Genomic DNA, 14,210 nt, shown 5'->3' with positions numbered 1-14,210 from the left:
ATAGCCGCGCGCGGCATCGGGTTGATGGTGCGCCGATTCCTGTTGAAACCGGCACGGGGAGCCTGCTCATCCATGCGGGAATCGGTGCGCCAGCCCATCAGGAATTGCTGGCCCATCCCCCGGTGATCAATGAGGTTTCCTTCACCAGCGCGGCCATCAGCGAACGTGCATCGCGATGCGTGAGCAGTGGGGCCGACTGCCCGCACCATAGCGACATCAGGTCGGAACGCTCCTGCCCGGCCGCTGCCTTTTTCATCATTCCGGTCAACCAGTTCTGTATCGGATATGGCGCAATCTGCGCGGCGTGCGCTTGCAATTGGTTCATCAGCCGGTTGCGGATGCCACGCGCCAGCCTGCCGCTGAAGACGCGAGTCAGTCCCGTGTAGCGCGCGTCCGGGCTGAAAAGCATCTCGCGATGGGTCGAATCGGCATTCGATTCTGTACATGCGAGAAACGCCGTGCCGATCTGCACGCCTTGGGCGCCCAGCGCCAGCGCGGCCGCGATACCGCGCGCGTCAGCGATGCCGCCTGCGGCGACCACCGGAATACGAACCGCATCGGCCACCTGCGGTACGAGTGAAAAGGTGCCCGTCAGCGACTCTTCCGCGGCGCGCAGAAACGATACGCGGTGCCCGCCCGCCTCGAAACCGGTGGCGACGATCATGTCGACGCCGGCTTGTTCCAGTGTGATCGCCTCGTCGACCGTGGTGGCGGCGCCGAACGTCACGATGCCAAGCGCGCGGCAGCGCTTCAACACACTCTGCGACGGCACCCCGAACACAAAACTGAACACCGCCGGACGCGCTGCGAGTACTGCCTCGATTTGCTCGGCGTACGGCGGGGCGAACCGCTTCGGACGTTGTGGTATCTGCAGCCCGAGTTCGCTCAGGTACGGTTGCAGCAATTGCGCATTGCGCGCAAATGCCGCGTCGTCGATCCGCGGATCGTCCGCGTCGTCCAGCGGGATCCATAAATTCAAGGCGAACGGACCCGATGTGCGTGCGCGAATCCGGCTTGCGACATCGCCGATGCCATTCGCATCAAGATGATGGGCGCCGAAGGAACCCAGGCCGCCGCTCTCGCAAACGGCAACGACCAGGTCGACCGACGATATGGCGCCGCCGAACGGCCCCTGGATAATCGGCACGGCCAGGCCGAGGCGGCGTGCTACTTCCGTATTTTTCCACATGATTCAACATTCCCGATGTTGAGCCGCGCACGGTTTGCTTCGTTCTGCTGCCGGCAAACCTTCTGCCTTCATCGCTTCCTGCACGGCCGCGCGCGCAGCCACGCGTGCGAGGAAGGCCTGCAAAGGCCCAAACACGTCGGCGTCCTGGTCCGACAAATCGAGACCGACATGGTTGGCCCAGCCGGCGACCGTGAAGAGGTAGGCATCGGCAGCGCTGAAGCTGTCACCGGTCAGATACGACTTGCCGCGCAATTGGCGCGATACCCAGGCGAATTTCTCGCTCAGGATGGCGGCGAAGACTGCCTTGGCCGCTGCGTTCAATGCCGGATTGAACAGCGGACTGAAGGACTTGTGCAGTTCGGACGTGATGTAGTTTTGCCACTCCATCACCCGATAGCGCGCCATCGATCCGGCGCCGGGCATCAAGTCGTCGCGGCGAGCATGGTCTGCAATGAATTGCGCAATGATGGGTCCCTCGGAGAGCCGCTGGCCGTCGTCGAGTTCGAGAACCGGCACACAGCCTTTCGGATTGATGGTGTAAAAGTCGATGCCGTCTTCAGTGAGGTGGGTGCCGGTGTCGACCTTGATGAGCGTGTGCGGCAGTTTTGCTTCGCACAGCAAGATGTGTGGCGCGAGCGAGCAGGCGCCGGGCGAATAATAGAGTTTCATGGGCGTTCTCCGGTAAGGATCGTGGCAGGGTGCCGGCTGGCGCCGACAGCGGCTGATTGCGTGACTGCAATATGGTGTAGTCTATTGATGTTCTTTTCGGGGATAAATCCACATCCATGAAATTTATCTGATACATCGCGTAATAAATAAGGCAGCCAAATGAGACGCCATTTCGACGATGTCCTGGTAGGCAGCATCGAGCTGTTCTGCGCCGCTGCCGAAAATGGCAGTTTCACCGCCGCCGCCAAGGCGGTTGGCGTCACACCGGCGGCCGTGAGCCGCTCGGTGTCGCGGCTCGAGGCGCGGCTGGGCGCAAGGCTGTTCGTGCGCACCACGCGCCAAGTGAGCTTGACGGAAGACGGGCGCCGCTATTTCGAGCAATGCCGGCAGGCGCTCACCCAGCTGATCGATGCGGAACGCGCGCTGACCGGCCTGCAAGGGATGCCTTCCGGCGTGCTGCGGATCAGCGTCCCGACAACCTACGGCCACCATCGTGTGCTTCCGCTGCTGCCGGCATTTCGCGCACTGTATCCGGATGTGCGGGTCGATGTTCATGTCAGCAACCGCAATATCGATTTTGTCGATGAAGGTTATGACCTCGCGATCCGTGCGCGCGAACCTGCCGATTCGAGCTTTGTCGCCCGCAAACTGGAAGATGCGGAGCTGGTCGTCGTGGCCGCGCCCGGCTATCTCGCCCGGGCCGGCGTGCCCGGTTCAATCGCCTCCCTCGCGCAGCACGATTGCATTAATTTTGTGTTGCCCAGTACCGGCCGCCCGATTCCCTGGCTGTTTAGGGAAAAAGGAAAGCTCATCGAGGTGGCGGCGGCCGGTAATTATTGCTTGTACGAAGACATACTCGCCGGGGTGACATTGGCGCGCAGCGGCGCCGGCCTGTTCCAGGCATATCGATTTACGATCGAAGAAGATCTGCGCAAGGGGACCTTGGTCGAAGTCTTGTCCGCGCACGCAGGCTGCTCGCGCCCGTTCTCCGTGATGTATCCTCACGGCCGGCACTTGTCCCTGAAAGTGCGCTCGTTTGTGGATTTCCTGCTGGCAGCCCGCTCCCGCGCGCCGGCGCCCATGGATGCATGACGGCGCTCGCTTGCGGCAGCGCCGTCCCAGCCTCGGGCGGACTATCCATGTAGCGTTGTGCGCGGAGCGGCGGAGGAAGCGCGACCATGCCCGCGGCGTGAACTCGCTTCAATGCCATCCAGCATTGCCGAGGCGATTGAAGAGCAACAGCAACAGCAACAGGACGATGCTGACGGGCAAGGACAGCATGACGCTGAGCAGCAAGGTCCTCGCTGTGTTGGCACGCCCCTTCACGTCCGCCCACACCGCAAACGGTAGCGGCACCAGACTGAGCAGCGCGGGAACGATCAGCAGCACGCGCATCCGCGACGATCCGCCTGTGCTGCCGGCACAGGCAAAGGTCACGCCGGCGACAAGCAGCACATGGAGCGCGATGAAAACGATGCGCGCAATCACGGCAGGCGCCTCATTGCGCCGCTTCGCGCTGGAGGCGTTCGGCCAGCCTTGCATGGGCATCGGCCGCGTACCTGCGGCACGCGCCCGGGTCGATGAAGGGGTTGTTGCCGGGGGTGCGGGCCGCCTGCTTTTCCACCAGGTCCGCGAAGCCCGGATGCACCGGGATCATCACGTCGCACCTGAGTGCCGCGACCTTGTCGATGCTGGCCTGGAACGAGGCCGAATGGTCGGGCGCGGTGGCGCTGCCCAAAAAGCGGAAGCCATCCTGCGACATCGGATTGAGGCTGTCGGCGTACACGACGTCGAAGCAGCTCCTGTTTTCGCACGATTGCCACGACCAGGTGGTGCCGCCCGTGGTGTGGCCGGGCGTGAGGTGGGCGGTGACGGCCAGCGCGCCCACGCGCAGGATCGCGCCATTGGCCACCTCGGTGACCTGCGCCACCCTGGGAAAGCGGTCCGGGCCGTCGGCCTTGTACTGGGGATCGTCCGGCCCGACCAGGCCGGCGCGCAGGGCCCGCGCCGCCAGCGCGCTGGCGGCCACCGTGGCGCCACTGGCGCGCTGCAATCGAGCAATGCCGCCCGCATGGTCGTCATGGGCGTGGGAGTTGACGATCAACTTCACATCCTCGATGCGAAAACCGAGCGCTTCGATGTTGCGGATGATCAGGGGCGCCGACTGCGGTAGCGCGCCGTCGAGCAGGATATGGCCCTGGTCGCCGGTCACCAGCACCGCCGACAGGCCGCGCGGGCCGACGTAATACGTGTTGCCGACGATCTGGAACGGCTGCTGCGGCTGGTTCCATTCCGCGCACATGGCGCACTTGACGTCCTCGTCCCCGGCTCCGGCCTGCGCCGCCGTCATTCCGGTTGCCGCGATCGCCAGGGCGAGTGCCAGCCTGCGCAAGATTGCCATTACTTGTCTCCAATCAAAAACTGGTGTCAGCGTGCCCGATGCCGCTGACCGCTTGTGCGCTTGGCGCCATGCGACGTTTGCCATGTTGCACGCCAGGCCGCAGCCCCTGGATCGGAACAGACGCAGGACATTTGTACTACGCCGCCCGGCCCCCGCCTGGTACGCGCGCCCCATCCGCAGCCTGCCGAAATCAGGAGCGCCGTCCCATCCGGAAAGGACATCCGGCCGATTCGCAGCCGAACCCGGCTAAATATACTCACTCCATCGATCACCCAAACGGCGCCAGGCCTTGCGGGACCGCTCCCCCAACATCCACGGCGAGTCATCATGGACGAAACAGCTTCCTTCTTTACACTGCTCGGCATGCTGGTCACCAGCCCGCGCACCGGCGTGCTGCTGGCCCTGCTGGCGGCCGCCGCCGTGTGCGACTACCGCACCTTCCGCATTCCCAACCTGATCACCGGCGGCGGCATCCTGTTCGCGCTGGTCTACAACACCGTCGTGCCGCCCTATTGGCACGCCGGCTGGACCTGGGCGCCGGCCGGCATGCTGCTCGGTTTCGGCGCGATGCTGCCGATGTATGCGCTCGGCACCATGGGCGCCGGCGACGTCAAGCTGATGGCCATGGTCGGCGCCTTCCTCGGCGTCGATGCCACACTGTACGCCCTGCTGTTTTGCGTGATCACGGGCGGCATCGCCGCCCTCGTCTTCGGCTTGCGCAAGCGGGTGATGGGACGGATGCTGGCCAACGCCGGCGGCGCCATGCGCGGCATGCTGTGGTCTGCCGTTGCCTGCGGCAAGCCGCAACTGGCGCCGGACAGCATGCCGTCGGTAGGCAAGCTCGCCTACGGCATCAGCATCGCGCTCGGCACCACGGTCTATTTGGTGGCCCAGCAATTCAACCTCGTCTGACCTCAGAAAGAAATCACCATGAAAAACCTCAAGGCACTCGGGCTGATCGCGTTCGCCCTCGTCATCGGACTGGCGGCGGCCGTCTACGCGGCAGGATGGGTATCGCGCCAGGGCGGCGCCAGCACGAACAAGGTGGTGGTGGCGGCCGTCGACATCGAACCCGGCAGCAAGATCAACGCCGAAATGCTGTCGAACCTCGACTGGCCGGCCGGCGCCACCCCGCCGGGCGCGTTCAAGAGCGCCGGCGAGCTGCAGGACCGCATCGCCAAAGTCGGCATCCTGCGCGGTGAACCCATGCTCGACGGCAAGCTGGCGCCGCAGGGCACCCAGGGCGGCTTGTCGGCCGTCATCGCCGAAGGCAAGCGCGCCATGACGGTAAGGGTCAACGATGTGGTGGGGGTGGCCGGCTTCGCCCTGCCCGGCAACTACGTCGACGTGATGGTCAATGCGCAGCAGGAAAAATCGGGCAACCAGGAAGGCAAGCAGATCAGCAAGACGGTCCTCGAACGGGTGCTGGTGCTGGCGGTGGCGCAGGAAGCCGGTCGCGACGACACCAAGCCCAAGGTCGTCAGCGCCGTGACCCTGGAACTGTCGCTGGAAGATTCCGAAAAGCTCGACCTGGCGCGCAGCGTCGGCACCCTGTCGCTGGTGCTGCGCAACCAGGTCGACCAGAAAACCGTGGCCAGCGCCGGCTTCACCAAGGACGAGCTGTTCGGCGACAAGAAAGCGCCGCTGCCTCCGGCCGCCCCGGCAGCGCTGCGCAAGCCGCGCCCGGCCCACGCCGCAGCCGCGCAACTGGCCAGCCGCACCCATTGCGTGGAAGTGATCCAGCACGGCGTGCTGGCAGTGAACTGCTTTTGAATAGCCACGGAGCCTTCCATCATGAACAAGCACATTCGCATCGCGGCCCTGAGTGTCGCCACGGCAGGCATGGTTGCCGCGCCGGCCTGCGCAAGGGCAGCGCCGGGCGCAACGGGCACGAAGCATTGCAAGTCGGTGGTCATCGCACCGGTAGCGCAGGTCATGCTCGGTAAATCGTCGGTGATTCCACTGGCGGCCCCCGCGATCCGCATCGTGGCCAGCGGCCAGCGCGACACCAAACAGACGGCTCCGGCGGCGCCCCCTGCCGCCGCCGAAACGGACGACACGGGCAGCGTCGCCGAAGTCGACGTTTTGCTGCTCAGCCCGACCGACCTGTTCCTGCTCGGGAAAAAAGCCGGCGCCACCAACCTGATCCTGCAAGACGCGAGCGGGGTGTGCACCCTGCGCGACATCGTGGTGACGATCGATCCGGCCACCCTGCAAGCCAAGCTGGGCGAGCTGATGCCGGAGGAAACCGGGATCATCGTCAAGAGCGCCGAAAACGCCATCGTGCTGACCGGCACGGTGCGCGACACGGGCCAGCTCGACGAAGCGCTGCGCGTGGCCGGCGCCTACGGCGGCGGCAAGCGCGTGCTGAACCTGCTGCGCGTGACCTCGCCCCAGCAAGTCATGCTGGAAGTGAAGATCGCCGAAGTCAGCAAGACCCTGCTCGACAAGTTCGGCATCGATTTCGCCCGCATGTTCGCCTCGGCCGACGGCCTGAGCTCGCGCGTGATCTCGGGCATCCTGGGTGGCGCGCCGGCGGTCTTCGGCCAGTACAGCCACCCGGGCTCGGGCGCGGCCCTGGGCGCGGTGGCCGACGCCGCGGTCAGGGGCGGCAATTCCGCCGCCGCGGCCCGGCTCTCGGCGGGCGCGCGCGGCGCCACCCTGTTCGGCGTCGACGCGCAGAAAAAAGATGGCCTGGTGCGAGTGCTGGCCGAACCGAACATCATGGCCATCAGCGGCCAGTCGGCCAGCTTCCTGTCTGGCGGCAAGATCTTCATTCCGGTCGCCCAGGCGCGCGACAGCGGCGGCACCACCGTCACCCTGGAAGAAAAGGAATTCGGGGTCGGGCTCAAGTTCTCGCCGACGGTACTGGGCGGAGCCCGCATCAACCTCAAGCTGGTGTCGGAGGTGTCGGAACTGGCCCAGACCGGTTCGCCCTTCACCACCAACGGCGGCGTGACCTCGGTGCTGCCATCGATCACCACGCGCCGGGTCGACACCACGGTACAGCTGGGCGATGGCCAAAGCTTCGCCATCGCTGGCCTGATCCGCAACAACGTCACCGAAACGCTGTCCCGTTTTCCCGGCCTGGGCGACATCCCGGTGCTCGGCGCGCTGTTTCGCTCGACCGAGTTCCAGAAAGACCAGACCGAACTGATTTTCATCGTGACGCCGCGCCTGGTCAAACCGGCCACGGGGCTGGCGGCGCCGACCGACAACCACGTGGCGGGCAGCCCCGGCCGCCTGCTTTTCATGGGCGAGACCGAGAGCAAGACGGCCCCCGCAACCAACAAATAAGGAGAGCGCCATGAACCCCACGATTTGCCGCGCCGTGCTGCCGCTGCTGCCCATGCTGGCCATGCTGGCCGGCTGCGCCTCGGCGCCCCGCTACGACGCCCGCTTCGGCAACGCCGTGCGCCAGGCACGCAGCGCCATGACCATCAACCCGCGGGCCGGCGCCATGTCCGAGCCGGCGGCCGGGATCGACGGCCAGGCCGCGCACGACGCCATGCTGCGCTATCAGGACAGCTTCAAGGCGCCGCCGCCGGTCATCACCGTCATCAACGCCGGCGGCCCCGCCGCCCGGTGAAGCATCCGGCATCGGCCACGGGGCCGCCGCCGGCGCAGTACCCCGCCCGCAGGGGCGGGCATGTTTGCCCATCCATCCACCAGAAAGGTACGCCAAATGAACACTTTTTTGAAAACGATAAGCCAGTCGGTCCAATCCTTCGCCCGCGACGACGAAGGCGCCCAGGTCGTCGAATACGCGCTGATCATCGCGGTCGTCTCGATCATCCTGGTGGTGGCGCTGCGTAACCTCACCGGCACCAGCTTCTCCGGCTTCATCACCCGTGTCGGCACTTGCCTGATGGGCGGCACCTGCGTCTGATCGACCAGCGCTTCCCTGTTCCCATCTCAACTGAAAGGTCCATACCATGAACGCCCTGCTCACCACCGCACGCCGCAACATCGGCTCCTTCCTGCGCGACGACGAAGGCGCCCAGGTAGTCGAATACGCGCTGATCATCGCGGTCGTCTCGATCATCCTGGTGGTCGCGCTGCGCAACCTGACCGGCACCAGCTTCTCCGGCTTCATCGCCCGCGTCGAGGCCTGCCTTACCGGCGGGACCTGCGCCTGACCCACCCGCCGACGGACCGCGGCACCCCGCGGCCCGTCATTTTTTGGATGAAAACCATGATCCCGCACAATCGATACCTGGTTCACCAGCGCCGGCACGGCGCGGTGATCCTGACGGTCTGCTTCCTGCTGTTCTTCCTGCTGGGGTTCGTCGCCATCGCCTTCGACCTGGGCCGCCTGTTCATCGTCAAGACCGAACTGCAAACGGCCATGGACAGTTGCGCCCTGGCCGCCGCCCAGGAACTCGATGGCCAGGCCAGCGCGCTGGCGCGGGCGCGCCGCGCCGGCACCACCGCGGCCAACCTGAACCGGGTCAACCTGCAGTCGGCCAACTGGGACGGCAGGGGCCAGTTGCTTGATACAGGCATCAGCTTCCGGGACCAGCTCTACATTCCCACCAGCGCTCCCGCCAGCGCGCGCTATGCGCAGTGCCAGCACACCCAGACCGGCGTGAGAATGTGGCTGCTGCACGCCATGGGCGCCTTCAGCGGCAACGGCACGGCCAATCCGGCCACGCGCGCGGTACTGGCCAGCGCGGTCTCCACGCGCGGCAGCGCCCAAAGCACCTGCCCGATCCCGGTGGCGATCAGGGCCAGGGCGGGCGGCACGGCATCGAATAATTACGGTTTCGCGGTCGGCGAATGGGTCACCGTGTTCGACAAGGGCGGCGCGCAGGCGGCGGCCGGCGAAATGGGCTGGTACAACCTCGATGGCAGCACCAGCGCCAGCGAAACGGCCGCCGAACTGGCCGAAGGAGGCCGCTGCAGCACGCGCCTGGGCGACACCCTGGGCACGCCGGGCGCGCAGACCAGCGTGGACCGGCCGTGGAACTACCGCTTCGGGGTCTACAAAAACACCGACTCCCCAAGCCTGAACCATCCCGACCAGAGCGGTTACTCCTATACCGCCGCCAACTGGAAGAATGCGGTGCCGCAGAACGCCTTTGCCGGCACGCCGGCGGCTGGCTCGCACGCCAGCGCGCAAAATTACATCACCAAGCGCGCCGCCTGGGCCTCGCTGGCCGATGCCGGCACCAGCATCAAGACCGGCTCCTTGATCGCCTTTGGCGACAGCAACCGCCTGAACAGCTTCCAGAAGCTGGCTACGCCAGGCGCCCCCGGCGAACACCGCCAGTACGGCACCAGCCGGCGCCTGGCGATTGTCCCGGTGGTCAATGGCGCGGCCCAGGTGATTGACTTCGTGTGCATGTTCATGCTCCATCCGCTCAGTGGCCCGAACGACTCGGCCAAGATGGAGTATCGCGGCCTGGCCGGGATCGCGGCATCGCCCTGCGCACCGGGCGGCACACCAGGCGGCGCGGCCGGGCCGCTGGTACCGGTACTGGTGAGGTGAGCGCCATGAGACACCGTCAACAACAAGGCGTGGCGCTGGTCGAATTCGCGTTCGTGCTGCCGCTGCTGCTGATCCTGTCGCTGATGTGCGCCGAACTCGGACGCGCCGTCTACCGCTACAACACCACCGCCAAGACCGTGCGCGATGCGGTGCGCTACCTGTCCATGCAGACACCAGGCACCCATGTGGCCGAGGCGCGCAACCTGATCGTGTACGGGAACGTGGCCGGCAGCGGCCCCCTGCTCGACCCGGCGCTGACGGCGGCCAACGTGCCGGCGCCGACCTGGCAGACGGCCGGCAGCGACCCGCTGATGAACACCGTGACGATCCGGGTGACCGGCTACCAGTTCAGGCCCATGGTGGCCAATATGTTCGGCGCCAGGTTCACCGCCATTTCCTACAACGATATCAGCGCCACGATGCGCAGCCCACTATGAAAACCAGGCACAACGGCGCCCACCAACGCGGCGCGACGATGATCGAACTGGCGTTCGTGCTGGTGCTCTTCTTCATGTTCCTGCTTGGCGTGACCGACGTGGCGCGCATGCTGTTCACCTGGAACGCGGCCACCGAGGCCACGCGCGCCGGGGCGCGCTACGCGGTGGTGTGCGCCGATCCGGCCAACCAGGGGCAGGTGCTGCAGAAGATGCGCATGATGGTGCCCGAGATCGGTGCGGTGGCGCTGGCGTGGGAGCCGTCCGGCTGCGACGCCACCAGTTGCGCCGGCGTGACGGTCACCGTCACCGGCCTGCAATACCGCTGGCTGTCGCCGGTGGTCGGGGCGGTGATGCCGGTGCGCGCGCTGCCCTCGTTCAGCACCTATCTGCCGCGCGAAATGATGCGGCGCGATCCGAATAACGCGGTCATCTGCCAATAAAACGCAAACCAGGAACCTGCCATGAAAATCGCCATCGTATCGCCTGACAAACTCCGTCTCGACGAAATCGGCCAGCAGCTGGCGGCCGGCGCGCACGCGCTACGGCCCAGCGTGGGCGGCGCCGCCGACCTGCTGGCGCTGGCCGGGCGCGGGCAGCCCGACCTGATGCTGGTCGACGGCTGCGCCGACAGCGCCGGCCTGGCCGCCATCGCCGCGCTCACCAGCCGCCATCCGCACATCGCCGTGGTGCTGCTGTGCGCGATCTGCACGCCCGACTTCCTGATCAACGCCATGCGCGCCGGCGTGCGCGAGGTGCTGCCGGCGCCGCTCGCGCACGCCGACCTGGAGGCGGCGCTGGCGCGCATCGGCGCCAAGCTGCGCGGCGCCCAGGCGCACAGCGAAGGCAAGGTGCTCGCCTTCATCGCCTGCAAGGGCGGCAGCGGCGCCACCTTCCTGGCCACCAGCCTGGCCTGCCAGCTGGCGCAGACCCGTTCCGTGCTGCTGGTCGACCTGAACCTGCAGTTCGGCGACGCGCTGGCCTTCGTGCACGATGGCCGCCCCGCATCGACCCTGGCCGACGTGGCGCGCGCCATCGGACGCCTCGACGCCTCCTTCCTGGCCGCCAGCACGGTCAAGGTGACGCCCAATTTCAGCATCCTGGCCGCGCCCGACGACCATGCCCAGGCGGTCGAGATCAGCCCGGCGCACGTGGATTCGGTGCTGGCGCTGGCGGTGCAGCACTACGACTACGTGGTGCTCGACATCGGCCGCCCCGTCACCACCCTGGGCATCAAGGCGCTCGACCGCGCGTACCGCATCTATCCGGTGCTGCAGGCGGGACTGACCTCGATCCGCAACGCCAAAAAGATGCTGGCCATTTTCAAGTCGCTCGATTACGGCGCCGACAAGATCGAGCTGGTCGTCAACCGCTTCGAGCGCAAGGGACCGATCGGCGTGGCCGAGATCGAGCGCGCGCTGGGCAAGTTCGCGCTGCACACGGTGCCCAACTCGTACAAGCAGGTCACGGCGGCGATCGACCATGGCGAGCCGTTGACGACCGGCGCGCGCGCCAATCCGGTGCTGTACGGCCTGGCCGGCCTGGCGGACGCGCTCGTGACGCGCCCGCAGGCCGCCCACACGGCGCAGGACGGCGCGCCGGCGCGCCTGTTCGGCCGCCTGTTCGGACGCCTGACCGGACGCCACTCTGGAGAATCCCATGTCCTTCCGTGAACAACTCAACGCGGTCGACAGCCAGGCCGACCTGCGCGTGGCCACGCCAGGCGCCAGCGACGACTACCATGCCATCAAGGGGCGCATCCACCTGAAACTGCTAGACAAGTTCGACCTGGCCGCGCTCGAAGCGCTGCCGGGTCCCCTGCTGCGCGGCGAAATCGCGGTGATGGCCGAACGCCTGCTCGACGAGGAGCAGGCCGCCATCAACGAGTCCGAGCGGCGCTCGCTGATCCGCGACATCCAGCACGAAATGCTCGGCTTCGGCCCGCTCGAACTGCTGATGGCCGATCCGACCGTCTCCGACATCCTGGTCAACAGCTACAACCGGATTTTCGTCGAGCGCAAGGGCCGGCTGGAACTGAGCACGGTACGCTTCACCGACGAAAAGCACCTGCTGCGCATCATCGACAAGATCGTCTCGCTGGTGGGGCGCCGTATCGACGAGTCGAGCCCCATGGTCGACGCGCGCCTGCCGGACGGCTCGCGCGTCAACGCCGTGATCGCGCCGGTGGCGCTCGATGGCCCGATGATGTCGATCCGCCGCTTCGCCCACATTCCTTTAAAAATGGATAAGCTGATCAACGACCTGCACAGCCTCACGCCGGACATGGCGACCGTGCTCGAAGGGCTGTGCAAGTCCAAGGTGAACATGATCATCGCCGGCGGCACCGGGGCCGGCAAGACCACCCTGCTCAACATCCTGTCCGGCTTCATTCCGCCGGCCGAACGCATCGTCACCATCGAAGACGCGGCCGAACTGCAGCTGCAGCAGCCGCACGTGGTGCGCATGGAGACGCGCCCGGCCAATATCGAAGGCAAGGGCGAAATCACGCAGCGCGCGCTGGTGCGCAATGCGCTGCGCATGCGTCCGGACCGGATCATCATCGGCGAGGTGCGCGGCGCCGAGGCGGTCGACATGCTGCAAGCGATGAACACGGGGCACGACGGCTCGCTCACCACGATCCACGCCAACAACCCGCGCGACGCCCTCTCGCGCCTGGAAAACATGATCGGCATGGCCAACCTGAATCTGCCGCACAGGGCGGCGCGCCAGCAGATCGCCTCGGCCATCACGGTGGTGATCCAGGGCCTGCGCCTGATCGACGGGCGCCGCAAGATCACCAGCATCCAGGAGATCACCGGGATGGAGGGCGACATCATCACCATGCAGGAAATCTTTGCGTTCCGCCAGACCGGCGTGGATGCCGACGGCGCCGTCGAAGGCTATTTCCAGGCCAGCGGCGTGCGTCCCAAGTTCAGCGAGCGGCTGCGCGCCTTCGGCGTGACCCTGCCGGATACGATGTTCGACAGCACCCGCCGCTACCAGTAGGAGGCCATCATGTCCAGTCACGTCAATGGCATCGATGCCGGCGCTTCCGTTTCGCCGCTGCTGTCGGTGCTGGTCTTCATCGCGGTGGTCCTGCTGTTCGAGGGGATTTACCTGATGTGGAAGACCTACAGGGGACCGCAGGCCAGGAAGATCGAACAGCGCCTCAACGCCCTGTCGGCCGCCGGCGACAATTCGGCCCAGTCGCACCTTCTGCGCGAGCGCATGCTGAGCGAGCTGCCGCTGTTCCAGCGCCTGTTGCTGCGCCTGCCGCGCGCCCACCAGCTCGACCGCTATCTGCTGCAGGCAAACCTGAACTGGACCGTCTCGAAGCTGCTGCTCGCTTGCGCGGGTTGCGGGGCGGCCGGCTTCCTGCTGGTGACGGCGCTGCTGCACCAGCCCTTCGTGCTGGGGGCGGCCGCCGGCGCGCCCCTGGCCTGGCTGCCGCTGGCCTACGTGCAGCGCCGCCGCCGCCGGCGCCTGACAAAACTGGAACAGCAGTTGCCCGACGCGCTGGACCTGCTGGCACGCGCCCTGCGCGCCGGCCACGCCTTCGGGGCCGGCCTGCAAATGATCGGCGAGGAGATGGTCGACCCGATCGCCGGCGAATTTCGCATGGTGCACGACGAGATCAATTTCGGCGTCTCGCTCGAACAGGCGCTGGGCAACCTGAGCGTGCGCGCGCCGATCACCGACCTGCGCTACTTCGTGGTGGCGGTGCTGATCCAGCGCGATTCGGGCGGCAACCTGACCGAGGTGCTGGCCAACCTGAGCCGCCTGATCCGCCAACGCCTCAAGCTGTTCTGGCATGTGCGCGTGCTCTCGGCCGAGGGCCGCATGTCGGCCTGGCTGCTGTCCTTGCTGCCGTTCGCCATCGGTGGCTTGATGAGCGTGTTCAACCCGGAATTCATGGCGCCCTTGTGGACCGACCCGCTGGGCCAGAGCATGGTGCGCGGCATGCTAGTGTCGATGGCGTTCGGGATCTTGCTACTGCGCCGCATCATTCGTATCCGTATCTGAAAA

The 14,210-nt window shown here is 66.4% G+C and carries 17 protein-coding genes; 13 read left to right on the top strand and 4 right to left on the bottom strand.

Translation table 11 applies throughout. From position 1 onward, the window contains the following. Positions 1 to 97: 97 nt before the first annotated feature. Entirely contained in the window at positions 98 to 1,189 is a 1,092-nt protein-coding gene (locus tag IV454_RS10875; RefSeq protein ID WP_206091465.1) for an NAD(P)H-dependent flavin oxidoreductase, read from the bottom strand. A gap of 3 nt (positions 1,190 to 1,192) precedes the next feature. Continuing rightward, a complete protein-coding gene (gene gstA, locus IV454_RS10870; RefSeq protein WP_206091464.1) occupies positions 1,193 to 1,858 on the bottom strand; it encodes a glutathione transferase GstA in 666 nt (221 codons plus the stop codon). Positions 1,859 to 2,017: 159 nt separating this feature from the next. Here gstA and IV454_RS10865 point away from each other — a divergent pair, with 159 nt between their 5' ends. Next, positions 2,018 to 2,950, top strand: a complete 933-nt coding sequence (locus IV454_RS10865) for a LysR family transcriptional regulator (RefSeq protein WP_206091463.1) — start codon at positions 2,018 to 2,020, stop codon at positions 2,948 to 2,950. A gap of 108 nt (positions 2,951 to 3,058) precedes the next feature. Here IV454_RS10865 and IV454_RS10860 read toward each other — a convergent pair whose 3' ends face one another. Together IV454_RS10860 and bla are read right to left on the bottom strand one after the other, a co-directional pair. Beyond that, positions 3,059 to 3,346, bottom strand: coding sequence for a hypothetical protein (locus IV454_RS10860; RefSeq protein ID WP_206091462.1), 288 nt, complete (start codon positions 3,344 to 3,346; stop codon positions 3,059 to 3,061). Positions 3,347 to 3,356: 10 nt separating this feature from the next. Further along, a complete protein-coding gene (gene bla, locus IV454_RS10855; protein WP_206091461.1) occupies positions 3,357 to 4,259 on the bottom strand; it encodes a subclass B3 metallo-beta-lactamase in 903 nt (300 codons plus the stop codon). Between the two features lie 327 nt (positions 4,260 to 4,586). Between bla and IV454_RS10850 the strand changes: the two genes are divergently transcribed. The 12 genes from IV454_RS10850 (at position 4,587) to IV454_RS10795 (ending at position 14,207) form a co-directional block, all read left to right on the top strand. Beyond that, on the top strand, positions 4,587 to 5,171 hold the full coding sequence (locus tag IV454_RS10850) for an A24 family peptidase (protein WP_206091460.1): 585 nt from the start codon (positions 4,587 to 4,589) through the stop codon (positions 5,169 to 5,171). An 18-nt stretch (positions 5,172 to 5,189) separates the two neighbouring features. Beyond that, entirely contained in the window at positions 5,190 to 6,032 is an 843-nt protein-coding gene (gene cpaB, locus IV454_RS10845) for a Flp pilus assembly protein CpaB (RefSeq protein WP_206091459.1), read from the top strand. Positions 6,033 to 6,053: 21 nt separating this feature from the next. After that, positions 6,054 to 7,556, top strand: a complete 1,503-nt coding sequence (locus IV454_RS10840; RefSeq protein WP_206091458.1) for a type II and III secretion system protein family protein — start codon at positions 6,054 to 6,056, stop codon at positions 7,554 to 7,556. 10 nt (positions 7,557 to 7,566) lie between these two features. Continuing rightward, on the top strand, positions 7,567 to 7,848 hold the full coding sequence (locus IV454_RS10835) for a hypothetical protein (RefSeq protein WP_206091457.1): 282 nt from the start codon (positions 7,567 to 7,569) through the stop codon (positions 7,846 to 7,848). A 96-nt stretch (positions 7,849 to 7,944) separates the two neighbouring features. Then, positions 7,945 to 8,148: a Flp family type IVb pilin gene (locus IV454_RS10830; RefSeq protein ID WP_206091456.1), complete on the top strand. Its 204-nt coding sequence runs from the start codon at positions 7,945 to 7,947 to the stop codon at positions 8,146 to 8,148. Between the two features lie 46 nt (positions 8,149 to 8,194). After that, positions 8,195 to 8,398 carry a Flp family type IVb pilin gene (locus IV454_RS10825; RefSeq protein WP_206091455.1) on the top strand — a complete coding sequence of 68 codons (204 nt, stop codon included), beginning with the start codon at positions 8,195 to 8,197 and terminating at the stop codon, positions 8,396 to 8,398. Positions 8,399 to 8,454: 56 nt separating this feature from the next. Next, on the top strand, positions 8,455 to 9,750 hold the full coding sequence (locus IV454_RS10820) for a Tad domain-containing protein (protein ID WP_206091454.1): 1,296 nt from the start codon (positions 8,455 to 8,457) through the stop codon (positions 9,748 to 9,750). Between the two features lie 5 nt (positions 9,751 to 9,755). Further along, positions 9,756 to 10,187, top strand: coding sequence for a TadE/TadG family type IV pilus assembly protein (locus tag IV454_RS10815; protein ID WP_206091453.1), 432 nt, complete (start codon positions 9,756 to 9,758; stop codon positions 10,185 to 10,187). Further along, the gene (locus IV454_RS10810; protein WP_206091452.1) at positions 10,184 to 10,627 is read left to right on the top strand and encodes a TadE/TadG family type IV pilus assembly protein; all 444 of its coding nucleotides are present in this window, start codon (positions 10,184 to 10,186) and stop codon (positions 10,625 to 10,627) included. Before IV454_RS10815 ends, IV454_RS10810 begins: the two co-directional genes overlap by 4 nt. 21 nt (positions 10,628 to 10,648) lie before the next feature. Next, positions 10,649 to 11,857 (top strand): CpaE/TadZ family protein, encoded by a 1,209-nt coding sequence (locus tag IV454_RS10805; RefSeq protein WP_206091451.1) that lies wholly within the window; start codon positions 10,649 to 10,651, stop codon positions 11,855 to 11,857. Beyond that, entirely contained in the window at positions 11,844 to 13,190 is a 1,347-nt protein-coding gene (locus IV454_RS10800) for a TadA family conjugal transfer-associated ATPase (protein WP_206091450.1), read from the top strand. Before IV454_RS10805 ends, IV454_RS10800 begins: the two co-directional genes overlap by 14 nt. Positions 13,191 to 13,199: 9 nt before the next feature. After that, positions 13,200 to 14,207 (top strand): type II secretion system F family protein, encoded by a 1,008-nt coding sequence (locus tag IV454_RS10795; RefSeq protein ID WP_206091449.1) that lies wholly within the window; start codon positions 13,200 to 13,202, stop codon positions 14,205 to 14,207. Positions 14,208 to 14,210: the final 3 nt, after the last annotated feature.

The organism is Massilia antarctica (assembly GCF_015689335.1).
GTDB classification, from domain to species: Bacteria; Pseudomonadota; Gammaproteobacteria; order Burkholderiales; family Burkholderiaceae_D; genus Telluria_A; species Telluria_A antarctica.
Note: the sequence above shows the minus strand (reverse complement) of the source record. Positions and strands in the feature narration are given on the sequence as shown.